Annotated in this window: 18 protein-coding genes, 1 tRNA gene and 1 pseudogene; 12 read left to right on the top strand and 8 right to left on the bottom strand. The window is 71.9% G+C overall.

All coding sequences use genetic code 11. The features are described 5' to 3' along the window. Positions 1-143 precede the first annotated feature (143 nt). Positions 144-3,905 carry a S8 family serine peptidase gene (locus tag H9Y04_RS10435; protein WP_187813448.1) on the top strand — a complete coding sequence of 1,254 codons (3,762 nt, stop codon included), beginning with the start codon at positions 144-146 and terminating at the stop codon, positions 3,903-3,905. A 95-nt stretch (positions 3,906-4,000) separates the two neighbouring features. On the opposite strand, the gene H9Y04_RS10430 is transcribed toward H9Y04_RS10435, so the two are convergent. From H9Y04_RS10430 to H9Y04_RS10420, 3 genes and pseudogenes are all read right to left on the bottom strand, one after another. Beyond that, positions 4,001-4,738 carry an alpha/beta fold hydrolase gene (locus H9Y04_RS10430; protein ID WP_187813447.1) on the bottom strand — a complete coding sequence of 246 codons (738 nt, stop codon included), beginning with the start codon at positions 4,736-4,738 and terminating at the stop codon, positions 4,001-4,003. 287 nt (positions 4,739-5,025) lie between these two features. Continuing rightward, positions 5,026-7,197 carry a TerD family protein gene (locus tag H9Y04_RS10425; protein WP_187813766.1) on the bottom strand — a complete coding sequence of 724 codons (2,172 nt, stop codon included), beginning with the start codon at positions 7,195-7,197 and terminating at the stop codon, positions 5,026-5,028. Between the two features lie 138 nt (positions 7,198-7,335). After that, positions 7,336-7,971 (bottom strand): annotated as a pseudogene (locus H9Y04_RS10420) (response regulator transcription factor); the annotation flags it as partial. Between the two features lie 133 nt (positions 7,972-8,104). Here H9Y04_RS10420 and H9Y04_RS10415 point away from each other — a divergent pair. From H9Y04_RS10415 to H9Y04_RS10385, 7 genes are all read left to right on the top strand, one after another. After that, complete coding sequence (locus H9Y04_RS10415) at positions 8,105-8,710, top strand: 3'-5' exonuclease family protein (protein ID WP_187813446.1); 606 nt, start codon at positions 8,105-8,107, stop codon at positions 8,708-8,710. Between the two features lie 4 nt (positions 8,711-8,714). Next, positions 8,715-9,470 (top strand): 2-phosphosulfolactate phosphatase, encoded by a 756-nt coding sequence (locus H9Y04_RS10410; RefSeq protein ID WP_187813445.1) that lies wholly within the window; start codon positions 8,715-8,717, stop codon positions 9,468-9,470. Positions 9,471-9,510: 40 nt separating this feature from the next. Then, a tRNA-Pro gene (locus tag H9Y04_RS10405) sits at positions 9,511-9,582 on the top strand. A gap of 2 nt (positions 9,583-9,584) precedes the next feature. Then, positions 9,585-11,939: a hypothetical protein gene (locus H9Y04_RS10400; protein WP_236070710.1), complete on the top strand. Its 2,355-nt coding sequence runs from the start codon at positions 9,585-9,587 to the stop codon at positions 11,937-11,939. A 187-nt stretch (positions 11,940-12,126) separates the two neighbouring features. After that, positions 12,127-13,998, top strand: coding sequence for a protein phosphatase 2C domain-containing protein (locus H9Y04_RS10395; protein WP_187813444.1), 1,872 nt, complete (start codon positions 12,127-12,129; stop codon positions 13,996-13,998). Positions 13,999-14,068: 70 nt separating this feature from the next. Next, on the top strand, positions 14,069-15,811 hold the full coding sequence (locus H9Y04_RS10390) for a pyruvate dehydrogenase (protein ID WP_187813443.1): 1,743 nt from the start codon (positions 14,069-14,071) through the stop codon (positions 15,809-15,811). Positions 15,812-15,962: 151 nt separating this feature from the next. Then, positions 15,963-16,745, top strand: a complete 783-nt coding sequence (locus tag H9Y04_RS10385; protein WP_187813442.1) for a hypothetical protein — start codon at positions 15,963-15,965, stop codon at positions 16,743-16,745. 90 nt (positions 16,746-16,835) lie between these two features. Here the strand turns inward: H9Y04_RS10385 and H9Y04_RS10380 are convergent, their stop codons facing one another. After that, on the bottom strand, positions 16,836-19,889 hold the full coding sequence (locus H9Y04_RS10380) for an alpha-mannosidase (protein ID WP_187813441.1): 3,054 nt from the start codon (positions 19,887-19,889) through the stop codon (positions 16,836-16,838). A 243-nt stretch (positions 19,890-20,132) separates the two neighbouring features. On the opposite strand from H9Y04_RS10380, the gene H9Y04_RS10375 reads away from it, so the two are divergent. Next, the gene (locus H9Y04_RS10375; protein WP_187813440.1) at positions 20,133-20,576 is read left to right on the top strand and encodes an ATP-binding protein; all 444 of its coding nucleotides are present in this window, start codon (positions 20,133-20,135) and stop codon (positions 20,574-20,576) included. A gap of 70 nt (positions 20,577-20,646) precedes the next feature. Here H9Y04_RS10375 and H9Y04_RS10370 read toward each other — a convergent pair whose 3' ends face one another. Together H9Y04_RS10370 and H9Y04_RS10365 are read right to left on the bottom strand one after the other, a co-directional pair. After that, positions 20,647-21,699, bottom strand: coding sequence for a DUF2637 domain-containing protein (locus tag H9Y04_RS10370; protein ID WP_187813439.1), 1,053 nt, complete (start codon positions 21,697-21,699; stop codon positions 20,647-20,649). 187 nt (positions 21,700-21,886) lie between these two features. Then, positions 21,887-22,750, bottom strand: a complete 864-nt coding sequence (locus H9Y04_RS10365) for a (2Fe-2S)-binding protein (RefSeq protein WP_187813438.1) — start codon at positions 22,748-22,750, stop codon at positions 21,887-21,889. Between the two features lie 193 nt (positions 22,751-22,943). Between H9Y04_RS10365 and H9Y04_RS10360 the strand changes: the two genes are divergently transcribed. Then, positions 22,944-23,720, top strand: a complete 777-nt coding sequence (locus tag H9Y04_RS10360) for a GntR family transcriptional regulator (protein ID WP_187813437.1) — start codon at positions 22,944-22,946, stop codon at positions 23,718-23,720. A gap of 238 nt (positions 23,721-23,958) precedes the next feature. After that, positions 23,959-24,348 carry a hypothetical protein gene (locus tag H9Y04_RS10355; RefSeq protein WP_187813436.1) on the top strand — a complete coding sequence of 130 codons (390 nt, stop codon included), beginning with the start codon at positions 23,959-23,961 and terminating at the stop codon, positions 24,346-24,348. Between the two features lie 98 nt (positions 24,349-24,446). Here the strand turns inward: H9Y04_RS10355 and H9Y04_RS10350 are convergent, their stop codons facing one another. Then, the gene (locus tag H9Y04_RS10350) at positions 24,447-25,229 is read right to left on the bottom strand and encodes an SDR family NAD(P)-dependent oxidoreductase (protein WP_187813435.1); all 783 of its coding nucleotides are present in this window, start codon (positions 25,227-25,229) and stop codon (positions 24,447-24,449) included. 117 nt (positions 25,230-25,346) lie between these two features. On the opposite strand from H9Y04_RS10350, the gene H9Y04_RS10345 reads away from it, so the two are divergent. Further along, positions 25,347-25,775: a hypothetical protein gene (locus H9Y04_RS10345; protein ID WP_187813434.1), complete on the top strand. Its 429-nt coding sequence runs from the start codon at positions 25,347-25,349 to the stop codon at positions 25,773-25,775. Between the two features lie 74 nt (positions 25,776-25,849). On the opposite strand, the gene H9Y04_RS10340 is transcribed toward H9Y04_RS10345, so the two are convergent. Next, positions 25,850-26,701: a hypothetical protein gene (locus H9Y04_RS10340; RefSeq protein ID WP_438818093.1), complete on the bottom strand. Its 852-nt coding sequence runs from the start codon at positions 26,699-26,701 to the stop codon at positions 25,850-25,852. Positions 26,702-26,772: the final 71 nt, after the last annotated feature.

The following is a 26,772-nucleotide window of genomic DNA, read 5'->3' as shown; positions in this document are numbered from 1 at the left end:
GGGCCTATGTGCAAGACATCCCCTGGACAGGCCCCTGTGTGGCGGGAAACAGCCACGGCGGGAACCCGCCCGTCCACATCATCCCTGCACCAGGCGCCTCTCTGCCAATGTGTCGCCACCGCAGTTCCATGTGAGGGAGAGGTATGCGCCGGATATCCCGAAAGGCCCTGGGGGTGGCCACCGCCGCCACCCTGGCCGCCACTCTGGCAACACCCTCCGCGGCGGAGCCGCGGCAGGACGACCGGCCCCTGGTCGGCAGCCGGGCCGCCCACGACGAAGGACGCCAGCGCGTCGTCACCCTGGTCACCGGTGACCGGATCCTGGTGACCACGAACGCCAAGGGCCGCAGCGCCGCCACCGCGCTGCCGCGCGAGGACGGCACGGTGCCGTTCCTGCAGACCCGCGAGAGCGGCAAGGACCTGTACGTCTACCCCGAAGGCGCCACCCACGCGCTGGCCGCGGGCAAGGTCGACGAGCAGCTGTTCAACGTCACCGGCCTGATACGCCAGGGCTACGACGACGCGAGCGCCAGGACTCTCCCGCTCATCGCGCTGTACGACACCTCGGTCGCCCGCTCCGTGCCCGTCACCCCGCGCGGCGCCGAACGCGAGCGCGTGCTCGACGTGGTCGACGGTGTGGCGCTCAGCGCCGACAAGAAGCAGGCCGCCGACTTCTGGGCCGACCTCACGAACCCCAGGTCCCGCGCCGCGGGCGACCTGAAGAAGCTCTGGCTGGACGCCAAGGTTGCCACAAACCTCGACAAGTCGACCCAGCAGGTGCACGCCCCCGAGGCCTGGGCCGCCGGCTACGACGGCAAGGGCACCAAGGTCGCCGTGCTCGACACCGGCACCGACTCCGAGCACCCCGATCTCAAGGGCCGGGTCACGGAGCTCAAGAACTTCACGGACTCCGACACCGCCGAGGACCGCGACGGCCACGGCACCCACACCATCTCCACCGTGGGCGGCTCCGGCGCCGCGAGCGACGGCAAGAACAAGGGCGTCGCCCCCGGCGCCGAACTGATCAGCGGCAAGGTGCTCAACGACTCCGGCTCCGGCCTTCTGTCCTGGATCATCGCGGGCATGGAGTGGGCCGCCGTCGAGGCCGGGGCCGATGTGGTCTCGATGAGCCTCGGCACCAGCGAGCCCAGCGACTGCGCGGACCCGATGAGCCAGGCCACCGAGGAACTCGCGCAGAAGAACGGCACGTTGTTCGTGATCGCCGCGGGCAACATCGGCCGCGCCGGACACAACACCGTCTCCTCGCCCGGCTGCGCCCCGAGCGTCCTCACCGTCGGCGCCGTGGACCGCGACAGCGTCTCCGCCGACTTCTCCAGCCGCGGCCCCGTCGCCGGCACCCACACCCTCAAGCCCGAGATCACCGCGCCCGGCGTGGGCATCTCCGCCGCGAAGGCAGGCGGCCGCGGGGACGCGGCGTACCAGTCCATGAGCGGTACCTCGATGGCGACCCCGCATGTCGCCGGCGCCGCCGCGATCCTCAAGCAGCGCCACCCCGACTGGAACGGGCAGCAGATCAAGGCCGCGCTCGTCTCCGCCGCGGACACGGATGTCACGGGCGATGTACGGGAGACGGGCGGCGGTCTCCTCGACGTCAAGGGAGCCGTCGACCAGCAGGTGGTCTCCTCGCCCGCCCTGGGGGCCGGCAGCTACAACTGGCCGCAGCACAGCAGCGACCGCACCACCGTCGACGTCCCGTACACCAACCACTCCGACCGCGAGATCCGCCTCGACCTCGCCGTCGAAGGCGTCACGGGCAACGACGGTTCGCGGATCCCCGCCAGGCTCGCGTCCTTCGGCAAGCGCTCCGTGACGGTGCCCGCGGGCGCCACGGTCAAGGTCCCGCTGACGGTGGACCCGAGCGTGCCGCTGGCCGCGCACCAGTACGGCGATGTCACCGGCCGGGTCGTCGCGACGGGCGGCGGCACCACCGTTTCGACCCCGTTCGCGCTGTACGTACAGCCCGAGACGGTCACCCTGCGGGTCAAGATGATCGACCGCAACGGCAAGCCCGCCGACGGGGTCTCCTCCGTCGACGTGGTCTCCACCGACGTCCACAAGGGCGAGCGCCGCTTCAACGAGGGCGCCACGGACCTGACGTACGAACTGCGGGCCGGCTCCTACTTCCTGACCGGCTATCTCGCCACTCCGGACGCCGGTGAGGGCGCGACGGCCACCGACTCGCTCACCTACTTCGGCCGCCCGGAGATCGACCTGCAGCGGGACACGACCATCGTCCTGGACGCCCGCAAGGCGCACCGCCTGTCCGTCGACACCGACAAGCCGGTCGAATCGCGCGGCACCACCCTCTCGTTCAACCGCACCTGGGGCGAGAACTGGTGGCACGGCGGCACCGCCGCCGGCGGCCGCACCATCCGCGCGTACTACGCCTCGGTCCAAGGCGGCGCGGACGACGGCGAGTTCGAGTGGGGCAGCCACTGGCGGGCCGCGGCGCCGCAGATCGACGAGCTGAAGGTCGAGGGCGGCCCGGTCCTGCACCCGACCACCGCGTCCACCACCTCCGTGAACCTGGACGGCACGGACAAGGCGCAGCTGGCCGACGCCAAGTCCGGTACGCCCGAAGAGCTCGCGGCCGCGGACGTCGCGGGCAAGATCGCGATGATCAGGATCCCGGACGGCAGCAACTCGGTGTCGACGGTGATGCGCAACGCGCAGAAGGCCGGCGCCCGCGCCATCCTCGTCCACCACGACGCACCCGGCCGCTGGTACCCGAGCGCCGGCTTCGGCGGCGGCTCCCTGCCGGCGCTCGCCGTGCAGAGCGCCGAGGCGAAGGACCTGCTCGGCAGGCTCGCGCAGGGTGCGGTCACGCTGGCCTGGAAGGCCACGGCGAAGAGCCCGTACATGTACAACCTGTCGTTCCCGGACGAGGGTTCGGTGTACAGCGCCCGCACCCACCGTGTGCGCGACAGCCGGCTCGGCAAGGTGGACTCGACCTACCACGCGATGGGTGTGACCGGGGACTTCCTCGACATGGTCGCGTCCGTACGCCCGGACGGTCAGATGTACTACTTCGGCGACCTCACCCAGTGGGTCCCCACGCCCGGCAGGCGCACCGAGTACTACTCCACCGAGGACGAAGGCGCCTGGCAGCGCACGCTGTCCAGCTCCTTCCCCTTCGGTGAGTTCATGAACGACCGGATCCGCACGTACGAGCCCGGCTCCTCCCGCAAGGAGAGCTGGTACGACGGCGTGATCACGCCGCGCGCCCGGCTCGACGACAGCGGCGCGCAGACGCTCGCGGCCGAGCGGCAGGGCAACCTGATCGGCTTCGACTCCTCGGTCTACGGCGACGGCGAACACAGCGGTGAGCAGGGCTCGTTCGGCGACATCGGCGGTCTGACCCTGCGCAAGGACGGCGAGGTGATCGGCGACAGCCCGTACCCGTTCGGCGTCTTCGACGTGCCGGCCGAGGAGGCCACGTACGAACTCACGCAGTTCCTGACGAAGATCGGCGCCCCGGCGCAGGTCTGGAAGCGCTCGCCGGAGATGCAGACCACGTGGAAGTTCCGCTCGAAGCTGGACGATGCGGTGTTCTCACAGGGCCTCGGCATCCTCTTCCCGCGCTACACGCTGCCCGAGGACGGTCTGAAGACCCTCGCCGCCGAGGACGGACTGCGGATCGGCCTCTCCGTCACCGGGCACGCGGGCCACACCCCGGGCCCCATCGAGTCGGCGAAGCTCTCGTACTCCTACGACCAGGGCGCCACTTGGACCGAGGCGAAGATCTCCGGCTCCGGTGACACCCGTACCGCGACGGTGGACCACGCGGGGGCGTCGGGCAGCCAGGTCTGGCTGAAGACCGAACTGACCGACACCCACGGCAACTCCGTCACCCAGACCGTGGCCCGCGCCTACGACGTGCGCTGACCTCCGGTACCCGCAAGACCGGTCCGCCGGGCGTCCTTCCCGTGGGGGGTGGGGTCGTCCGGCGGACCCTTTGCTGCCCGGCCGGCAACCGGCCGCTACCCGGAGTGCTCGCGCAGAAAGCTCTCGAGGCGTCCGGCGAAGCCGGGCGCCCGGGCGACGAAATGCCCCGCGCCCGGGTGCACCGTGCGCTGCGCGCCCAGCGCCTCGGCGAGCGCGTCCCCGACCCGCTCATGCGCGGCCGCATGCCCACCGGACGCGACGAGCACGGGCACCCCGGCCGCCCGGATCAGGTCGAGCCGGGGCCGCGCCAGGCTGGGCAGCCGGGCCCCGTGCGCACGCCGCACGCCCGCCACCACACCCTCGGGCAGCGGCCCTTCGCCCACGGCCGCGCCCGCGATCCGGAGGAACTCCCGCAGCACCGCGGGATCCGCGTCCATGCCGTACGTGAGGACCTCGTCGCCGATGCGGTCGAGCCGGGCCACGTCCGGATCGCCGGGGACGAGGTAGGCGAGCGGTGGCTCGATCACGGTGAGGGACCGCACGTCCCCCGGTGCGGCGGCGACGGCTAGCAAGGTGGCGAGGACGCCGTAGGAATGGGCGACCACATGCGGTCGGCCGGCGAGCAGCGGCGCCAGGTCCCGGGCGTCCGTCTCGAAGTCCTGGCCGCTTTGCGGCGGCGGGCTCGGCCGGTAGCCGCGGCGGTGCACCCGCGCCAGCGTCCACCGGCGGGCCAGCGGTTCGAGACCGCCCCAGGTCGTCCGCGGCCCGGCCCCGCCGTGCACCAGCAGGACCTCGGGGCCGGCCCCCTCACGTACCACCACGATCTCGCCCATGGGCGGGGAGCCTAGCGAGGCCTGACGAAGATCCCCGGGCGCTGGCGAGGCATGACGCATATCCCCGGGCCTGGCGAGGCATGACGAAGGCCCCCCGGCGGGTGGCCGGGGGGCCTCAAGTCGATGGTGAGGAAAGCGAGATGGCTAATTCTTTTGCATAAAGGATGTGAGAAGGAAGCCACCTCATGGCCTCGCCGGACCGAGGAGAGCGAAAGCGCTACGAGTCAGATCCCCAACGGGGTGAGAAGGAAGCACTTTCATGGCCTCGGTGCTCCGCACGCTACCAGTCAGGCCGGAATCACGTCGCGGAGATTTTCCGGCGTCAGAATCCGCGACTCGGGGTGCAGACCCTCAGGGCGCTGCATACCGACGTACGTGACCGGACCCTCCGGCACGCTCCCGCCGTCCCACACCGTCACCTCGGCACCGGTGAGCCCGAGCAGCCAGCGCACGGTGAGCTGCTCCCGCTCCACGATCCCGCGAAGGAGCGATTCGACGGTCACCCTGGTCTCCTCCACGCGGTTGGCCGCGGGGGAGCCCTTCAGGTACAGGTGCAGCCAGTGCGCCCACCACCGTCCGTCCGCGTCGCGCCGGAACACGAGCGGCAGCGCCACCCGGCCCGGGCCGCGCAGATCGGACTTCATCCGTACGGTGCGCGGTTCGAACGGCCGCCCCTGCTGCTCGCTCTCGCGCAGCATGAACCCGAAGAAGGACTCCTCGACGTCCAGGAAGCTCTCTCCGGAGTAGAGCAGCACCTGCGGCACGACGAATGTGCCGCGCACCGCGCCGAGCCGCAGCTCGATGAACTCCGAGGCGCCCTGCGGTGCTTCGGTGACATCGCCCGAGTGCTTCCCCTCGACCTCGGTCAGCTGCGTGTACGAGAGCCACGTGACCTGCTGGTACTCCTCGTCCAGAATTGTCGCGGACAGGTCGTAGTCGGTGGTCTCCCTGCGCTGCTTCCAGTACGTGAAGAAGCGGAGCAGCTCGCCCTCGACCGGCGACACCGAACCGCGCGGCAGCACACCGATCCCGGCCGCGACCCCCTTGCCGCTGAGCGGCAGGGCCACGTCGAGCACGTCCGGGTCCACCAGGACGGGACCGGTCTCCGGGAGCCGTCCTGCGATCTCCCGGTCGAGCAGCGCGAGCAGCCGCTCCCGCGCGGCGGCGGGCAGCGCGGGCCGGGTGTCCGCCGTGACCCAGGCGCGCCCGAGCCGGTTGAGGAACACCCGCTGTGCACCGCCCTGTTCGAGCCGGTCGCCCCGGTTGAGCAGATGCCGGCGTACGGACAGCAGCACGCGGCCCGCGACCTGCGGCGCGGCCGCCTCGACGGCGCCGAGCACCAGGGCGCGCTCCTCGTCGGTCGCGGCCGTGCGCAGCAGCCGGTCCACGGACCGCAGCAGCACACCGGGCGCGGACTTCAGGAGCTCCACGGCGCCCGTGAGATCCCCGGCGCCGAGCAGCTCCTCGGTCCGGCTCGCGAAGGACCGCACCCGCTCCTGCCCGCGCGCGACCGCGAACACCCGGGCGGCGCCCGGCCACTGCGGGTACTCGTGCGGATGCAGCCGCTCCCCGAGCCGCTTCCACGCCTCGCGGTGCACCGCGACATCGGCGAGCTGCGCGGGCGAGGCCGCGACCACCGCGTCGAGCGCGGCGAGCAGTGCCCGCCGCAGGGGCCGCGACAGGTTCTTGAACCGGGTGGGCTCGACGAGGGACACATCGCCGTCCGCCAGGGAACACGCGAGCCGCAGCAGATCGGTGAGCGTGCCGGGCAGCGGGGGCTTCCCGGACTTCACGCGCGCGTGGTTGATGACGGCACGGTTCTCGCGGACCGGGATCTCCTCGGGCTGCGGTCCGTCCGCGCAGTGCGCGGCGAGCAGCACCAGATCCTCCAGGCCGGACTCGCCGAGCGGCGTCGTGCTCGACGCCAACGCCAGGTACAGCGCGGCGAGTTCGGCCTCCACGTCCGCGCCCGGGTGCAGCACGGTCATCCGGTCGCCGGCGGCCGCGATCAGCTCGTCGTGGTGGGTGAGCATCTCCTCGTACGTGTGCTGGTAACGCCCGTACGAAGGCAGCGTCAGGAGATTCACCGCGCCGGTGCTCAGCTGCTTGAGCGTGCCCTCGCGGGCCTCCTCGTCGGCGAGCGCCTCGCGGATGCACCGCATCCAGAAGTCCAGCGTGTCCGGCACGTTGGCCGGGAAGTCGACGAAGTACGCGTTGTGCTGCACATGATCGCCGACGATCTCCCGTACGGCGGCGAGCGTGCGCCCGGCGACCTCGAGGACGGCACCCTCGTCGAGCCCGGACAGCCGCTCCAGCAGCGGCGCCGACAGCTTGAATCCGGCGGACATCAGCGCACTGTCGAACTGCCGCGCGGCGACGGCACCTTGACCGGCCGGCCCTTCGGGGGCGGGGATGCGGTAGGTGTGGCGGATGACAAGGGATTCCAGAGGGTGGGACATTCCGGCATCGTGACAGAGGGGTACAAGTGTGCGCACTTGGATTTCCGTGCGACCGGGGCCCTCGCCTCGGGGCTGAGGGCCCCGGGTCTCAGGAGGCCGCCAGTGCCTCCGTCGGCGGCAGCCGGGCCGCACGCACCGCCGGGTAGAAGCCCCGAAGTCGTAGGACCACACCCGGTCGAGGATCTGCGCCTTGCTGACCACCCGGCCGGGGTTCTCCATCAGATACCTCAGGAGCTTGAACTCCGTCGGCGACAGCTCCACGATCCGTCCGCCCCGGCGCACCTCGTGCGCGTCCTCGTCCAGTTCCAGGTCGGCGTAGCGCAGTACGGCGTCGCGGAGTTCGGGACCGGCCGCGGATCCGGAGGCCTGCGTACGCCGCAGGATGGCGCGGATCCGCAGCACCACCTCCTCCAGGGAGAACGGCTTGGTCACGTAGTCGTCGCCGCCCGCGGTCAGGCCCGCGATCCGGTCCTCGACCGTGTCCTTCGCGGTGAGGAAGAGCACCGGCACGTCCTGCCCGGCGGCCCGCAGCCGCCTGGCCACTTCGAACCCGTCCAGATCGGGCAGCATCACGTCCAGGATCACCAGCGATGGTGCGGCGCTCTCCGCGACGCCGAGCGCTTCGTAGCCGCAGCCGGCCGTCACGGTCTCGAAGCCGAAGAGCCGCAGGGTCTGCGCGAGCAGATCACGGATATTGGGCTCGTCGTCGACGACGAGCACGGAAACGGCGGGGGAGCCGGGAGCGGGCGAACCGGCTGCAGAGGTGTCGGACACACCACCTCCCTGTCCGACGAACCTCAAAGAACCCTGAGAGCGGCCACCGGCCTCCTCGCGGTCGGACACCGGGTCGGTGCCCAGGCGTGGAAATCCGGATGCCGAGCCCGGCCCTCCCTGACATTCTCCGGTCATGATCCCGCCCGACCGAGCCCGCCGGAAATCCAGACCCAGCCTGTACATCTCCGTCGACATCGAGGCCGACGGCCCGATCCCCGGCCCGTACTCGATGATCAGCTTCGGCGCCGCGGTCGCGGGCCGCCACGACCCCGACGGCACATACGTCCCGTACGACCCCGAAGCCCGCACCTTCTACCGCGAACTGCGCCCCATCAGCGAGAAGTTCGTCCCCGAGGCCCTGGCGGTCAGCGGCCTCGACCGCGACCGCCTGCTGCGCGAAGGCACGGAACCGGCCACCGCCCTGGCCGACTTCACCGCCTGGGTACGCGAAGTCGCGACAGGCACCCAGCCGGTGATGGCCGGCTATCCCGCCTCGTACGACTGGACCTTCCTCTACTGGTATCTGCTCCGCTTCACCGGCGAGAGCCCTTTCGGGCACTCCGGATGTCTGGATCTCAAGTCGCTGTACGCGGCGAAGACCAACCTTCCGTTGCGGGCGGTGGCCAAGCGGACGATGCCGCGGGAGCTGCTCTCGGCGCGCCGCCACACCCACCACGCCCTGGACGACGCGATCGAACAGGCCGAACTGTGCAACAACTTGCTTACCTGGGAGGCCTGAACAGATGGACGATCGGTTCCGTGGCATCGGCGAACTGGCCGAAGTGCCGTCCGTAGCGGTTGTCGTGGACGTCATGCGGGCCTACACGGTGGCCGCATGGGCCTTCGCCCGCGGGGCGGAGAAGATCGTGCTCGCCGAGTCCCTGGACGCCGCCCTCGCGCTCAAGGCCCGTCATCCGGACTGGGTGGCGCTCAAGGACGGGGCGCCCGCGCCCGGCTTCGACGCCGTCAACTCACCTGCTCTGCTGCGGTCGGTGGACCTGACCGGACGCACCGTGGTGCAGAAGACGACGGCGGGGACCGTCGGCGCCCTCGCCGTGAAGGACGCCTCCCTGGTGCTGTGCGCCGGATTCGTGGTGGCGGAGGCGACGGCCCGGGCGCTGCGGGAGCGCGGTGGCGACAGCGTCACGTTCGTGGTCACCGGGGAGGACGGGCGGGCGGAGGAGGACCTGGCGTGCGCGCAGTACATCGCGCGGAGAGCCGGGGGCGGCACGCCGGATGCGACGGGCGGCGGGCCGGATGCCGAGAACGGCACGGACGGCACGCCGGATGCGAAGGACGGCACGTCCCATGCCGCGGACGCCGCCGGCTTCCTGCGCCGCGCCGCAGCGTCACGCGCCGCCGCCGAGCTGGCGCAGGGGGTGCGCGCAGGCGCCCACCCCGACGACGTGTCCCTCTGCCTCGAACTCGACCGCTTCCCCTTCGCGATGGTTGCGGCCCTGGAAGGCTCCCTCATGGTCCTGCGGCCGTACGGGAATTGAGTGGAGCGGCGCGGCGGCAGCGCCTAGCGTCGTGCGCCGACGACACGTAGCTCAACAGCAGAGCGCCGGGCTTGGGACCCGGAGGGTGCGGGGGCAGGACCCGCCGTGTCGGCTATGGACGACAACGCTGACCAGCAGCACTCCGACGGGGCCTCCGACCGCTTCGGCGCCTTTGCCGGCTCCACCGTGCCCGGCGCCTCCGCCGGCTACGCCGCGCACGAGCTCGCGAAGGCCTTCGTGACCGCGCTCACCCACCGGGACCCGGCCACCCGCGACCGCGCCGACCAGCGCGGGCAGCGCTGGCGCGCCGTGCTCGCCGGCATGGCCGCCGGAAGCCTGCGCATCGGGTCGCGGACGCCGGTGGCCGGGCTGCCGTCCTGGGTCACACCCGAGATCGTGCGCGGCGGCTTCGCCACGGGCGACGCGAGCGCCGGCGGCCCCCTCGAGCCGTACGAGCGGAAGCTGGCCCATGAGTTCGGGGTGCCGGCGCAGCGGTCCGCGCTGTTCGCGTACGGCCTGACCGAGCCCGGTCTCGCCTGGCTCGGCGGGCTGCTCGACAGCGGCCGCTTCCACGTCGCCCTGCCCGAGGAGGCCGCCCTGCTCACCGTGGCCTGGCTGGTCCGGCAAGGAGAGGCCGAGCAGGCGCTCGAACTGGTCGGTGTCCTCGCACCGTTCGCCGACCGGCTGCGCTTCCTGCCCCGCCCGACGGCACACCCCGCACCGGCCACGGACGCCGTGCACCTCCGCAGCGTCGGCCAGGCCACCGAGGCACTCGGCCGCCGGGGTCCCCACGAGGCGGTGGAGACACAGCGCGAAGCGCTCACCGTGTGGCAGCCGTACGCCGATGAACTCCTCGCCCTGTGGCTGGAGACCGCCGACGATCCGCAGAGCGGAACCGTGCTCACCCGGACCCCGGACGAGGACTGGCACCGGCGCGCCCGCGAGCTGCTCCGGCGCTACGAGACGCTGGCGGCGCAGCACACCGGCAGCCGCAAGCGCCGTGGTGCCAAGGGAAACCTGGGCATCCTGCGGGCGGCACTCGGCGAGGTGACGGCCGGGCGCGGTCCCGGCCCCCGCCGGCTCGGACTGCTGCGGCACGCCTGTGCGTCCATGGTGCGCAAGCGCGGACTGCCGGGCTCGCCGCGCCATGCCGCACTGCGCGAGGAACAGGCGCGGCAGGCCGCCCTGCCCTCCCACCACGCCCTGGCCCAGCTGGTGATCCGCCGCCTTTCCGGGCTGCCGCAGGACTCCGGAGCCGAGGAGATCGCACCGCTCGTGGCGCCCGTGGACGCGGCCGAGGCGCACGCGACGGGACTGCCCGCAGGGGCGGCGATCGTTCCCGCCGTCCGCAAGGCCGTGGAGCCGGCGCTCAGCGCACCGGTCGAGGTCCTCGTCGACCGGGGTGTGGTGCCGTCGGCGGAGGTGCTCGCCGGGCTCGTGCCGCAACTGGTCGCCTCCGCCGCCGCGCAGGTCCACCCGGAGGGCGCCCTGCGGACGCTGGCGGCCGCGAACTACCGCGCGTTCCGCAACCGGCGCTCCCTGCTGCTCGTGAACCTCGAACACCAGGTCCGCGTCGAGGAGTTGCCGTGGGTGCGCGCCGTGCTCGGCCACCGTACGACCCCGGCCGGACAGGCACCGGCGCGGCAGACGCTGCACCGCGTCGCCGAGCTGGCGGTCTCGGCGTTCCCGGGGACGCTGCTGCCCAACCCGCTCGTACGGGAACTCTCCGTCCTCGCCCGCCAGTGCGAACTCGGCGCGCCCTTGGTCGAGGAGCTGGCGGCGGACATCTTCCAGGGCACGTTCGCAGCCAAGTTCCTGCACGCCGCGGACGTGGCCGCCGAGCTGCTCGGCGGATCGCTGTACGAGCGCTACTACGGGATCGATTACGGGGAGATCCGCGAACTTGCCTCAGCGGCACGGGAGTCGGCCGCCGCGGGCAAGGGGCCGAGCGCGGCCTTCGTCCAGTTGTGCACCGGCCGTGCGGGCATCGACATGTGGTCCGTCGCGGCCAACGGCATGGTGATCGAACAGGCCCAGATCCTCACCACGCACAACCTCGCCACACTGGTGAGCCGGGTCGGCATCCGGCCCCGCCAGGGCTGGGAGCGCTCGGCGCGGGACTGCTTCGTACAGGTCTGCCGGATCACCCGGCGGCTTCCGGGCCATCCGGGTCCGTTGCGCACGGTGAAGGACGCGGCGTACGCCTGGCGGCAGGCGGTCTTCTTCCTGTCGCTGTGCGAACCGGCCGCGCAGCGGCGCACCTTGTTGTGGCTGGACGAGGAGACGGGACGCCATCCGGAGGCCGTGGGCCGTCGTCTCGCGCCGGCCGTCGCCGGTCTGCGCCATGTCGCGTACGGCGGCAGGTTCGGCGCCGACGGTACGGCCGGTCCGGGTGTGCGTCGCTTCGAGGGCTGGTCGATGGACGGTCACTGGCTGGTACGGGATCCGGTGCGCGGGGAACCGTCCTGACGGCCCGGTACCGCGAGGTCCCGGCGTCTTCCGCGGTCTTGCGACCGGGAGGTCCCGGCGTCTTCCGCGGTCCCGCGGCCGGGAGGCTGTTTCCGAACCCCCGTCCGAGCAGGGCTCGGTGCGTCCCGCGCCGAGAATTTTCGGGATGCCCCGTTTTCGTATGGCCCGCGCGGTGGACAATAGGGGCATGAGCCAGCAGGGGGACAGGCGCGAGGGCACCGCAGGTCACGGGGACGACTGGTGGGGGGAGTTGTACGGCGACGCCGCCGACGACACCGGACCCGGCGCGAGCCCCGAGTCGTTGGACGACCGCTTCGCATCGGCGGCGGACACGGTGGGAGGGGAGACGGAGAAGCCGAGCCGGACGGAGATGCCCCGCGGGACGGAGATGCCGCGGGAGCCGGGCGCCCCGCCGCCGTACCGGGACACGTCGTCCGCCTATCAGGACACCCCGTCCACGTACGAGGACACCCCGTCCACGTACGAGGACGCGGCGCCCACGTATCAGGACACCCCGTCCGCCTACCCGGACGCCCCGCCGCCTCCCGCGGCACGCCCGCCGCGCCCGCGCACCTGGACCCCGCCGCCACGGAACCGTGAGCCGGACCGGCCGACGGCCCCGCCGGCCGATCCGGCACAACGGCCACCCGAGCCACCGGCTCCGGCATCGGCCCCGACCCCTGAACGCCCGGCCCAGGCGCCGCCTTCCGACCGGCCCGTTCCACCGCCCACCCCGGAACGCCCGGCGCAGGGCCCCGTCGCGCCACCCGAGCGCCCCACCCAGCCCCCGGCACCGCCCGCCCCCTCCGCCACACCGGCATCACTCCCCGCCCCACCCGCGCCCTTCACACCCGCCCCCCTCCCCACCTCGGCCCCCACGCCCGCACCCACACCTGCCCCCATCCCCACACCCACCACCCCCCACGACCGCGACCTCATCGCACCCCCCGGCGCCGAAATCCCCAGCGACCAGGCCCCGGTCGCCCCGGCAGGTCACGTGGCCGGTCCGGCGGCGGCCGCGGACGGGCCCGCCGGCGGGCCCAAGCACGCGGGCGCCGCCGATGTCACCGAGGCCGCCCGGCGCACCGTCGCCCACGCCACCTACGTCGGCGACGGCCCGCCCACCTACGACGCCGAACCCAGCACCCTGCCGCCCGCCGACCCCGACGAGCTCGGCGACCTCGTCGCCGACACCGTGCTCGACGGCGCCCGCTACGGCTCGTACACCGTGCGCGCCGGCTCCGTACGCGGCGACTCCGCGCGCTACCGCGGCGAGGTGCGCAGGGACTCGCTGCTCACCGCCCGTTTCGGCGGCGGCGACAGCGCCCTGGTGCTCGTCGCCATGGCCACCGGCGCCCGCGCCACCCCCGGCGCCCATCTGGCCGCGGCCGAGGCCTGTCACTGGATCGGCCGAGCCGTCGGCCGTAGTCATGCCCGGCTCTCCGAGGACATCCGCGCGGCCCGCCGCGGCGACCTCAAATCGGGCCTGCACCGGCTGACCGACCGCAGCCTCGGCAAGCTGCGCGCGGGCGCCTCCGAACGGGGCCTCGAGCCCGAGGAGTACACGGCCACCTCGCTGCGCTGCCTGCTCCTGCCCGCCGACCCCGAATGCCGCACCCGGGTGTTCTTCGGCGTCGGCGGCGGCGGCCTGTTCCGCCTCAGGGACGGTGAATGGCAGGACATCGAGCCCAAGGTCGCCGACACCGCGGGCGAGCCGGTGCTCAGCTTCGGCTCCGCCGCCTCCGAGACCCCCGAGGGCGACCGTCTGACCATGGACCTCGGCATCACCACACCCCCGAGCCCGTACGACGAACCGCCGGGCCCGCCCCGCGAACCCTTCCGCTTCCGTGCCTCGGTGGCCCGCCCGGGCGACACCCTGCTCCTGTGCAGCGGCGGCCTGGCCGAACCGCTGCGCGGTGAACCCGCCCTCGCGGGGGTGCTCAAGGAGCGCTGGGCCGAGGGCGATCCGCCGGGTCTCGCCGAGTTCCTGGCCGACATCCAGCTGCGCGTGAAGGGCTATGCGGACGACCGCACGGCGGCGGCCGTCTGGGAGACATAGCACCGGTCTGCCCGGATCATGGCTGAAAGCGTACGAATCGCCGCAAGCCATCCAGAGGAGCGCAGACCCCATGGCCAAGCAGAACGTCGCCGAACAGTTCGTCGACATCCTCACGCGCGCAGGCGTCCGCAGGATGTACGGAGTCGTCGGCGACAGCCTGAACCCGATCGTGGACGCGATCCGCCGCAACGCCGCGATCGAGTGGATCCAGGTGCGCCACGAGGAGACCGCCGCCTTCGCGGCCGCCGCCGAAGCCCAGGTCACCGGGAAGCTCGCGGCCTGCGCCGGCTCCTGCGGCCCCGGCAATCTGCACCTCATCAACGGCCTCTACGACGCCCACCGCTCCATGGCCCCGGTGCTCGCCCTCGCCTCGCACATCCCCTCGCACGAGATCGGGCTCGGCTACTTCCAGGAGACCCACCCCGACCAGCTGTTCCGCGAGTGCAGCCACTACAGCGAGATGATCTCCAACCCGAAGCAGATGCCCCGGCTGCTGCAGACCGCGATCCAGAACGCGGTGGGTCAGCGCGGCGTCAGCGTGGTCACGCTGCCCGGCGATGTGGCCTCCGAGCAGGCCCCGGAGAAGGCCGCCGAGACCTCCCTGGTCACCGCGCGCCCCACGATCCGCCCGGGAGACACGGACCTGGAGAAGCTCGTCCAGATGGTCGACGAGGCCGAACGGGTCACGCTGTTCTGCGGCAGCGGTACGGCCGGCGCGCACGCCGAGGTCATGGAGTTCGCCGAGAAGGTCAAGTCCCCGGTCGGCCACGCCCTGCGCGGCAAGGAGTGGATCCAGTACGACAACCCGTACGACGTCGGCATGAGCGGTCTGCTCGGCTACGGCGCCGCGTACGAGGCCACGCACGAGTGCGATCTGCTCATCCTGCTCGGCACCGACTTCCCGTACAACGCCTTCCTGCCCGACGACGTCAAGATCGTCCAGGTCGACATCCGCCCCGAACACCTCGGCCGCCGCTCCCGTCTCGACCTCGCGGTATGGGGCGACGTCCGCGAGACGCTGCGCTGTCTGACGCCGAAGGTGCGGCCCAAGGGCGACCGCAAGTTCCTCGACAAGATGCTCAAGAAGCACGCCGACGCGCTCGAAGGCGTGGTCAAGGCGTACACGCGCAAGGTCGAGAAGCACGTGCCGATCCACCCCGAGTACGTGGCCTCGGTCCTGGACGAACTGGCCGACGAGGACGCCGTGTTCACCGTCGACACCGGTATGTGCAACGTCTGGGCCGCCCGCTACCTCAGCCCCAACGGCCGCCGCCGCATCATCGGTTCGTTCTCGCACGGCTCGATGGCCAACGCCCTGCCGCACGCGATCGGCGCGCAGTTCACCGACCGCAACCGCCAGGTGATCTCGATGTCCGGCGACGGCGGCTTCTCCATGCTGATGGGCGACTTCCTCACCCTCGTCCAGTACGACCTGCCGGTGAAGGTGGTCCTCTTCAACAACTCCTCGCTCGGCATGGTGGAGTTGGAGATGCTCGTCGCCGGTCTGCCCTCCTTCGGCACCGGCAACAAGAACCCCGACTTCGCCGCCGTCGCCCGTGCCTGCGGCGCGTACGGCGTGCGCGTGGAGAAGCCCAAGCAGCTCGCGGGCGCGCTCAAGGACGCCTTCAAGCACAAGGGCCCGGCGCTGATCGACGTGGTCACCGACCCCAATGCGCTCTCCATCCCGCCGAAGATCAGCGCCGAGATGGTGACGGGCTTCGCGCTCTCCGCGAGCAAGATCGTCCTGGACGGAGGGGTGGGCCGGATGCTCCAGATGGCCCGCTCCAACCTGCGCAATGTGCCCAGGCCTTGATACGTGAGGGCGCGCCCCGACGGCGCGTCGAGCTCATACGTGGCGTGTCGGTGGGCCGTACGAGTGGACTACGCGTGCGGCCCGCTGAGTCCGGCTACCGGCGCGGAAAGTGTCATTGAGTGACCATCACACTTTCTCCACAGAAAGGCCCGTGCCACTCATGACCGCCTACCGCCGCGTCTCCGCCGTCGCCATCGCAACCCTCCTCGTCACCGGTATCGCCGCCCCGGCCGCGATGGCCGCCACCCCCGACCGCGCCCCGGCCGCCTCGGTCGTCGCGCCGTCGCCGAACACCGTGCTCGTCGGTGCGGGCCTCTCCCTCGACCTCACGGACCTTCTCGACCTCGACGCCCACGGCATCGTCGCCGTAGGCGTCGGCGGCGCTGTAGCCGTCGACGGCGAGGTGGCCCTGAAGGTCGGCAAGGGCAGCGTCCTGACGCACAAGAACAAGAAGATCGTCGGCGGCAAGGTCCTGCTCCAGGGCGGCGTCGAGCTGCGCAAGGGCAAGAAGAAGGTCCTCGTCTCCAACCTGACCGTCGACATCCGGACCGGCCTGATCACCGCCAAGGTCGGCGCCAAGGCGGGCGTCAAGCTCGGCTCGGTCGTCAAGTCGGACGAGGTCTACGCCGAGCTGCACTCCGGCACCAGCAAGGCCACGCTGTCGCTCGCCGAGGACGGCATCGCGCTGAACGCCGCGGTCCTGGCGGACATCGGCACCACGCTCGGCACCTGCATCGAGGTCGACACGGACGCCGTGATCGACGCCGACCTCGACGTGGACCTCGACCTCGCGGTCGGCTCGGTCGTCGACGTGGACCTCGTCGCCGCGCTCGGTCTGGACGTCGCGCTCGACCTCGACGTGGACCTGGGTATCGACCTCGACGCGATCCTCGACCTGGACCTCGGTCTCGACCTGGACCTCGGCATCCTGTAGTCCGGATCGCACGTCACCCCTTCCTGTGCCCGGCCCCACCACGCGTGGGTCCGGGCACAGGGGCATCCGGGCCTTGTACGAAGGCGGAGGTCAGGCCGGCCGCAGCCGCAGCGTCACGATCTGGAACGGGCGCAGCGAGAGCAGCAGTCCCTCCTCGTCCGTCTCCGCCGTCCCCAGCGGCCGCTCCAGAAGGTCCGTCATCTCCGCCCGTGCCACGGGGAACGCCGCGGTGAGCCGGGCCTTCGCCCGTCCGCCGCGCGACTCGTAGAGCCGTACGACCACATCGCCGCTGCGGTCCTCCGCGAGCTTCACCGACTCGACCGTCACCGCCGGATCGTCCACCGTGACCAGCGGCGCCACGGCCGGCGCGTCCGCCACCCGCAGCGGGAGATTGAGCGCGAGCCCCTCGGCCACCGCGTCCCCGGTCGTGGCCCCGGGGAACAGCGCGTATGTGAACCGGTGCGTGCCGAGGTCCGTCTCGGGGTCGGGGGAGTGGGGTGCCCTCAGGAGGGTGAGACGGACCGTGGTGCCCAGTCCCTCCTCGTGCGGGGTGCGGGTCACCTCATGGCCGTACGTGGAGTCGTTGAGCAGCGCGACGCCGTAGCCTTCCTCGGCCACCCGCAGCCAGCGGTGCGCGCAGATCTCGAAACGGGCCGCGTCCCAGCCGGTGTTGGCGTGCGTGGGACGGTGCACATGCCCGAACTGGATCTCCGCGGCGGACCGTTCGGCCTGTACGTCCAGCGGGAAGGCCGCCTTGAGCACCTTCTCGGACTCCTGCCAGTCCACCGCGCAGACCACGTCGAGCCGCCGGCTGCCCGTGCACAGGTGCAGGTCCTGGGTGATACGGGACTTCCCGAAGGCCCGTACGACCCGGACCACCGCCCTGAGCGGCCCGGACTCCACCAGCTCCACCGACTCCACGGCCGTCAGATCCGTGTGCTTGCGGCGGTAGTGCTTGTCGATGTCCCAGGCGTCGTACTCGTTGGGGTGGTCGGGGTGCAGCTGGAGCAGGTTGCCGCGGGTCCCGGGCGCCAGGACCTCGCGGCCGGTGTCCAGGTCCCGTACGGAGGCGAGCAGGCCGTCGCGGTCGACGAGTACCGACAGATGCTCGTTGGCGAGCGTGATGCCTTCGTCCGTCTCCTCGGCGAAGAGCGCCGAGTCCCGGGTGTGCGCCGCGGCCGCCGCGAGCGACTTGGTGGCCAGGCCCTGCACGTTCACATGCACCGGACCGTCCGCCGTGTCGACCACCTCGCTGCGCGCGTACGGCGAGGAGTTGAGCACGGCCGCATCGCCAGGGCCCAGCGCGCGGGCGGCTTCCGCCGTCAGCTCGTCCAGCTCGGCGAGGACCCGCGCGTAGGTGTCGCGGGCCTCGCGGTGCACCCAGGCGATCGAGGAGCCGGGCAGGATGTCGTGGAACTGGTGCAGCAGGACCGTCTTCCACAGACGGTCCAGTGCGTCGTAGGGATACGCGTACTCGGGCGCGCGCAGAGCGGCCGCCGTGCACCACAACTCGGCCTCCCGCAGCCGGTGTTCGCTGCGCCGGTTGCCCTGCTTCGTCTTGGCCTGCGTGGTGTACGTGGCCCGGTGGAACTCCAGGTACAGCTCGCCCGACCAGACCGGCGCGGCCTCGGCGTACTCCTCCTCGGCCGCCTTGAAGAAGGCCGCCGGCTTCTCGATCTCGACCCGCGGCGAGCCCTCCAGGGAGCGCAGCCGCCGCGCCCGCTCCAGCATCTCGCGGGTGGGACCGCCACCGCCGTCACCCCAGCCGAACGGGACCAGGGAGCGCGAGGCGCGGCCCTTGTCCGCGAAGTTCTTCTCCGCGTGCGCCAGTTCGCTGCCGAGGAACTGCGAGTTGTACGTGTCCACCGGCGGGAAGTGCGTGAACACCCGGGTCCCGTCGATGCCCTCCCACCAGAAGGTGTGGTGGGGCATCTTGTTGGTCTGGTTCCAGGAGAGCTTCTGCGTGAGGAACCAGCGCACCCCCGTCAGCTTCGCCAGCTGCGGGAACGCGGCCGTGTAGCCGAAGGAGTCCGGCAGCCAGATCTCCTCCGTCTCGACGCCGAACTCCTCCCGGAAGAACCGCTTGCCGTGCACGAGCTGCCGGGCGAGCGCCTCACCTCCGGGCATGTTCGCGTCCGACTCCACCCACATCGAGCCGACCGGGGCCCAATTGCCCTCCGCCACAGCCTTCTTGATGCGCTCCCAGATATGCGGCTGGTGCTCCTTGACCCAGGCGTACTGCTGCGCCTGCGAGCAGGAGAAGACCAGCTCGGGGTAGTCGCGGGCGAGGGCGGTGACATTGGCGAAGGTCCGCGAGGCCTTGCGCACCGTCTCGCGCAGCGGCCACAGCCAGGCCGAGTCGATGTGCGCGTGCCCGGTCGCGGAGATCCGGTGGGCGCTCGCCGCGGCGGGCTTGGCGAGCTCGCCCGCAAGCGCGGCCCTGGCCGCGGCCGCCGTACCCGGTACGTCATGCAGATCGAGCGCGTCCAGCATGTCCTCGAGGGCGCGCAGGATCTCGTGGTGCCGCGGCCGGTCGGAGGGGAGTTCCCGCATCAGCTCCGAGAGGACCTCGATGTCCAGGACCAACTGCCATACGTCCACGTTCAGTACGGCGAGGTCGGCAGACGCGAATCGATAGATGGGGCGATCTCCCGCGGTCAGAATGTCGCCCAGGTGTGTCGGCCTGAAGTCGCGCAGTACGGCCGGGTTGGCGGCAGCCTCGAACAGCAGGTGAACCGGCTCGCCTCCCTCGGCGCGCTCCGCCACGGTCAGATGCCGGTTCCGCGGGTGGATTCCCTTGAGCGGTACACCCGTCGCGTCGTAGAGCAGCCCTTCCGCCTGGAAGCCGGGACCGTCCCCGCTGAACCCCGGATCGACGACCACCTCCACCTGCCGCCCCGCCCACTCGGCCGGCACCGCGCCTTGCAGCCGGAACCAGCTGGTCGACCAGGGGCTGCCCCATTTCGTGCCCGCTTCGAAGGGGGCGTAGTCGGCCTCCAGGGCCTCGCCCACCGGCACCGGCTCGCCCGGTGCATGCCATACGGAGAGGGAGAGCGGCACCCGCTCCCCGTACTGGGCGGGGCGGATGAACTGGCTCAAGGCACGTTCCAGACGCCCTTGCACCAGCTTTCGGTCGTCGTGCATCACGGCTCCTGTTCGATTGCCGGTTCGGCTCACACGCGCTGCTCCTGATGTTCCCCGCTTCCCGCCCGTACGCCCGGATACGCCGCGCCCTGCGCTTAGTTGAGGAATCGACATGCGTGGTGCCCGGGATGGACGGGAATGCATCCCGTGAACCTGTTCGAGGGGAACAGGACCACCGGAAGTACGGCGCGAGTACGACCAGCACGCAGAAGGGGAGCAGCCATCGGCGCACGGGGCGGGGTCATGACAGGGCAGGCAAGGCAGCGGTCAGCTGACAGCGCCACGGCACAGGGGGGCCATGCGTCATTGAAGTGCAGACTCGGACGATCCGATCTGCGGGCGGTGCCCGAAGTGCGCCGCGCGTTACGGGAGTTGCTCGCCCAGTGGGGCAAGCCCGGGCGCTCGGAAGTGGCGGAGCTGCTGACCAGCGAGATAGTCACCAATGCTCTGGTGCACACGGAGTACGACGCGGTCCTCACCGCGACCGTGGAGCCCGAGCGGCTACGGGTCGAAGTGAGGGACTACACGAACCGCAGACCCAGGGCGCGGGTACCGCACGCCGACGACGGTACGCGCACGAACGGGCGAGGGCTGATGCTCGTCCAGTCCCTGGCGGACGCCTGGGGCATCAGGCCCTACGGATCGGGAAAGGTGGTGTGGTTCGAACTCGACAGCGGTCCGGCCTGAAGTGACGCAGGACCGGACCACCATGCAATGAGGGGGCGCCCCGAGGGGGCGCCCCCAACTGGTGTGACGCTCAGCCGAATTGCTGCTCCAGATCCTTGAGCTTCTGCTCGAGGGAGTCCAGTCGTGGAAGCGTCTGGGTGTCGTCCTCCGCGGTGAGGTCGACCGTGACCGGACCGTCAGAGCCGGTCACGGCCTGCAGGGAGGGCCGGGAACGTACGGGCAGTTGTTCCGCACTCGATATGGCGGGCTCTCCGACGGACTGCGGGCTGCCCGCGCCCGGAGCGGCCGCCTCGACCTCGAGCCGGTTGCCGCCGCGGCGGCCGCCGTTGAAGGAGTGGCCACGGCTCAGGGCCTTCAGGCGGGCGCGCTCCAGCTTCTCGTGCTCGCGCCTGCGAAGACGGTTCTGCTCGTTGGCCTTGCGGTCCTCGCGTACCTCCTCGACGGCCTCGTCCAGGGTGCGTACGCCTTCGAGCAGCATCAGCGACCACGCCGCGAAGGTCTCCCGCGGCGCGCGCAGCCAGCGCACGATCCGGATCTGCGGCAGCGGACGCGGCACCAGACCCTGCTCGCGCAGGGCGGCCCTGCGGGTCTGCTTGAGCGCACGGTCGAAGAGGACCGCCGCGCTCAGCGACATCCCCGCGAAGAACTGCGGGGCGCCCGCGTGGCCCAACCCCCGTGGCGCGTGCACCCAGTTGAACCAGGCGGCGGCGCCCGCGAAGGTCCACACGAGCAGTCGCGAACCGAGGGCCGCGTCGCCGTGGCTGGCCTCGCGCACCGCGAGCACCGAGCAGAACATCGCCGCGCCGTCGAGACCGAAGGGGACCAGGTACTCCCAGCCGCCGGTCAGGTTGAGGTTCTGCCGGCCGAAGCCGACCAGGCCGTGGAAGGAGAGTGCGGCCGCGACGGCGGCACAGCAGAAGAGGAGCAGATACGAGGCCGATCCGTAGATGGCCTCCTTGCGCCGGCGCCGCTCCTCGCTGCGCTCCCAGGAGTCCTGTTCCGCCGCGGCGGCCTTCGCACCGGCCCGCTTGCCGCGCGTGAGCACCGCAACCGCCACCAGCATGCCGAGCAGCAGCACTCCGCCGGGAAGCAGCCAGTCCAGCGATATGTCGGTCATTCTCATCTGGGGTCCCTTGCGTCCACCGATGGCGTTCGGGCGTCATCCTGACGCAGAGGGAAAGCCCCGCAGGGGTGTTTTGGAGCAAGAGAACGCCAAGGGGGTGCACGGGGCCACGGATGAGCGGTGTCTGGTCGAACTCCCGTACTGAACAGCTGAGTTGAGTTCGAGCACTCTCACTCGATCGGGTGGTTCAGCGGGAGCTGCTTGCGCTCAGCTTGACGATCCGGTCGGCGTCGCAGGTGCGCGGACAGGTCACGCAGGTGTCGTCGGGACGGAGCGTGTAGAAGAGACAGCAGCTCGCACGGTCCCGCGTGGGCAGTGCCTCGCCGTCCGGGCCGGTGAGCTCACGGAACGCGGGCGTCCCCACGTACGGCTTCGTCGTGCCGGGCAGCAGCTGCTCCAGCTCGGTCATCGCGCGGCGCTCCTCGCCGAGGAGGTGGGCGATGTACCACAGGCCCTCGACGATCTCGTCGGTGGCCATGCCCCACAGGGCGCGCGGTCCGCGCCGCATCCGCGGTCCGAAGCCTTCGAGCACCGGACCCAGGTGCTCGGCGACCGCCGCACGGACCTCCGCCATCAGCGCCGCCTCGTCGGGCACGACCCGTGCACCCGGCGAAGCGGCCAGTGGATCTCCCGGCAGGCAGGCGAACTCCTCGATCCGTACGGCCATCTTCCCGAGCGCGCGGTGGAAGGTGACATTGCCCACGGGCACGCGCGGCACCCGGCGTCTGAGGAACCACGGGACCGTGATCAGCAGACAGGCCGGCCAGGCGTAGCGGTGCAGCCCGAAGCTGGCGATCACGTCCGGGCGGGCCTGCTGCCCGTAGTCCCGAAGGACCTGTGCGTCGTCCCAGGCAAGAAAGGCATCGAGAGCGGCCCCGCCTTCCGCGAGCCGGGCGGCTGCGACCCAGCCACCGCCCGACGGGGCCTGCTCGCCGGCGCCGAGTTCGTGCACCGCGAGTCCGCCGAACACCTCGGTCAGGCGCGCGTACGCATCCGCGACAGCCGAAGGGGCTGCGCGTACGGCGCCTGGCAGAGCGGCGTCAAGGGACATGCGGGGACCACCGAATCGCGATCGTTAGCAGGTTAGCCTTACCTTACCCTGGCAATTCGATGTTTGAACTGTGAGGGGTGGGCTTCCGTCCGGGCCAGGGCTTTTCGACACATGCGCCCGGTCCGCCTATCTTCGTGGGAGCGGGCCGCCGGGGCCCGGCTGTCCGAAACGTGTGCCGGGGAGGTGGACCCGAGTGGAGCAGGCCCGTCCGCGCGCCGCCTCGGATCCGCAGTTCCCCGCACCGGCCGTACGGGTGCCGGCGCAGGTGGTGCGGGGTGAGCAGGCCCGCGCCGAACACGCTCGGGGTGAGCACACCCACAGCGAGCCGCCCGCCCCCGCCGCCATCCCCGTCCAGCGTCATTCCGTACGCGGGCAGATCCTCGAAGCCCTGCGCGCGGCCCTCGTCGGCGGCGAGCTCGCGCCCGGCGAGGTGTACTCGGCGCCCGCGCTCGCGGCCCGCTTCGGGGTGTCCGCCACTCCCGTACGCGAGGCCATGCAGCAGCTGGCCCACGAGGGCGCCGTCGAGGTGGTGCCCAACCGCGGCTTCCGCGTGGCCGAGCGCAGCGCGCGCGAGCTGGCCGAACTGATCGAGATCCGCTCGCTGTTGGAGGTGCCGGTGATGCTGCGCCTCGCGCGCACGGTGCCGGCCGAGCAGTGGGCCGCGCTGCGGCCGCTCGCCGAGGCGACCGTGACGGCGGCGGCGCGCGGGGACATCGCGGCGTACGTGGACGCCGACCGCGCCTTCCACGGCGCGATCCTCACCCTCTCCGGGAACCGGCAGCTGGTCATGGTCGCCGACGATCTGCACCGCCGCTCCCAGTGGCCGCTGGCCACGGGCCCCGTCCATGTCCGCCGCGCGGACCTGATCGCCGACGCGGCCGAGCACACGGCTCTCCTCGACGCCCTCGTCGCCCAGGACCTCACGGTGGTCTCGTCCCTGGTGCGGGAGCACTTCAACGGGGCGCAGTAGCACTGCGGGGCGCTCCGGGCCGCTCGGGCCACTCCTGGGCACTCCGGGGCATTCCGGGCCGAAGGTCCCGGCTCGGCGGGCCCGTCGGCCCGAGTCCCCGCGTCTTTGATCCCGAACCGGATTTCCGGGTTGCGGTGTCCGTGCGGGTTCGGCGAGCGTGACTGCGCAGTGAAGGCGTACGGCGCCGTGGTCGCCGTATCGCGTACGTCAGCCGTCCGGCCCGGAAGGGGTCCCGCCCGTGAGTCTTGCGCAGGCCCCGCACAAGGGCGAGAACGGACTGGCCGGTCCTGCCCTGGTGTGCGGTCTGATCGCGGTGATCGGCTCGTTCTTCCTCTTCCTGCATCTGCTCACCGTGCTGTGCGCCTTCCCCGCGGTCCTGTGCGGTCTGTTCGGGTGGCGGCGTGCGAAGCGGGTGCACTCCGGGCGGGGAAAGTCGCTGTGGGGAGCGGGACTTGGCGTGGCCGGCGTACTGATGACTCTGACCATGTACGTCGACACGGGCGACGACAGCGTTCCGGCCGTCACGGAGAACGCCGTAACGCAGAACGCCGTAACGCAGAACGCCGTCACGCAGAACGCCGTAACGCAGAACGCCGTCACTGAGAACTCCGCTGCCGTGACCCGGTAGCGGGACCGGCCCGGTGCTGTGCGCCGGGCGCGACGCGGAAGCCCCACCTGTCCTGACCGGACTCGGGTGGGGCTTCGGCGTCCTGTGGCGGCTTGGGCTCAGGTGGCCGAGAAGCCGCCGTCCACGAACAGGGTCTGGCCCGTCATGTAGCGCGCCGCGTCGCTCGCGAGGAAGAGGGCGGGGCCTGCGAAGTCCTCGGGGGTGCCGTTGCGGCCCATCATGGTGCGGCCCGCGAGGGCTTCGGCGCGGGCGGGGTCCGCGAACACCGCCTCGGTGAGCGGGGTTTCGACGAAACCGGGGCCGAGCGCATTGACGCACACGCCGTGCTTCGACCAGGCCTCGGCCTGCGACCGGGTCAGCGCGCAGATCGCGGCCTTCGACACCCCGTACGCGCCGCTGTTGCCGAAGGCGCGCAGGGACTGCTGCGAGGCGAGGTGGATGATCCGGCCCCAGCCGCGCTCGGCCATCCCCGGGCCGAAGCGGCGGCCCAGAAGGAACGGGGCGTCGAGGTTCACGGCCATCGTGGTGTCCCAGTCGGCGATCGTCAGATCGCCCAGCGGGGGACGGAGGTTGATCCCCGCGGAGGTGACGAGGATGTCCGGCTCGCCGTACGGCTCCACGGCCTCCTCCGCGGCCGCGTGCAGCGCCTCGCGGTCGCCGACGTCGGCGACGACGGCGGCCGCGTCGAGTCCCTCCGCGCGCAGCCCGTCCACGGTCTCGTCCAGCGCCTGGGCCCCGCGCGCCATCAGGACGACGCGCGCGCCGGCCCGCGCGAGGGCGGTGGCGATGGCCTTGCCGATGCCGGAACTGCCCCCGGTGACCAGGGCGTTGCGCCCGGCCAGACCGAAGTGTGCGATGAGGTGGGCGGGGTCGGTACTCATGCTTCGATCTTGCCGGATGCGATGCCCGGCTCGGCGACCGGGTGGCCGACCGCTGACGGCCCCCGCGCCCCGCCCCTGTCGTGTGCGCTGCCGGTGCCGTACGGCAGAGTGCGGGGGATGAGTGACCACTGCGAAGTCGTCTTCAGCTGTTTCCTCCGCGACGACACACCCGAGAGCGTCCTCGCCGCGCTGCGCTGGCACCTGGGACTCGCCCCGGAGCGCCCGGCGCACCTCGACCCCGAGTGGCACCCGTATCCCCTGCTCGAACCGGATCCGGATTCCTGGCTCCCGGGCGGCGACACGGCCTCGCTGCGCAGGCAGTCGACCGGATTCACGGCCGAGGGCGAGCGGTACGCCTGGGGCCTGTTCAGCCGGAACCACTGGCTCGACGACGACCTCGGGTACCTCGTCACGGTGCTCGAGCTGCTGGCTCCGCATGTGGAGCCGGACGAGGACGGGTTCGGCGGCTGGTTCCGGTACACGCACGAAGCCGAGCAGACTCCGTTCGTGTTCCGGGACGGGACGTATCACAAGCTCGGGGGGTGACCGGGCGCCGGGCCCGCGGGGGTGACCGGGCGCCGGCCCGCGGGACGGGCCGGGCCGTGGCGCTCGGCCGGGGCTCAGCTCGCGGAGGGGTCCCGGGAGGGCTGGTTCGCCGGGAAGTGCCCCGCGAGCCACGTCGGGACGCCGCCGAGGAGGCGGAAGAGGCGGGCCGCCTCCGTGCGCAGGCGGGTGGCCGTCGGTTCGGGTTCCGCGTCCGCGAGGGCCACGAGCGCCGGGGCCGTACCGACGAGGTAGCCCAGGTCCTCCCGTATGCGGAGGGACTCGGCGAATCCGTGGCGGGCCTCGGCCAGTTCGCCGTCCCGCAGCGCGAGCCCCGCCAGGTGGCGCCAGGTGAAGGAGAGCAGCAGCGGCTGGTCGTGCGCCGCCGCACCCGCATGCGCCCGCCGGTACGCGGCCAGTGCCGCCTGCGGGGAGTCCGCGATGTGTTCGGCGATCAGGCCGCGGCGGAAGTCCAGGAGGGGCCGCCCCGCAGCGCTCGGGTGCAGCAGCGCGGCCGCGCGGCCGAGCGCCGCACGGGCCTCGTCGGCGCGGTCGCGGACGGCCAGCACCGTGGAGGCGTAGGCAAGGTGGCCGCGCTCGCAGGCCGCGGCGCCGCGCTCGTCGTCGGTCTGGGCGAGAGCTTCGGCGGTGCGCAGCGCGTCCTCGGCCTCGGCCCAGCCCTGCTCCGTGAACAGGCACCGCTCGACGAGCAGCGAGGCCCGCTGGAGCGCGGTCGACGCCGAGCCGTCAGGGGCGAGCAGCGCCGCCGCATCGGTCCAGCAGCCGCGCGAACGCAGGCGCCATACGGCGGTCTGGAGAGCGGAGCTCTTCAATGCAGGGTCGGGCGAAGCGGTGTCGGGTGGAACCGGAGGTGTCGAGTTCTTCGACTTCGGCACAGAATCCGAGCCAGACACGGCAGTGTCCGCCACATTCCCCTCCCCAGGAGCGCGTCATTGAGCTGTGGCCCGCATCTCAGCATGGATTCGGGCGGGCCGCCAAG

Origin of the sequence: Streptomyces polyasparticus (assembly GCF_014493765.1) — a bacterium.
GTDB lineage: Bacteria > Actinomycetota > Actinomycetes > Streptomycetales > Streptomycetaceae > Streptomyces > Streptomyces polyasparticus.
This window is presented reverse-complemented; position numbering and strand designations above follow the sequence as displayed.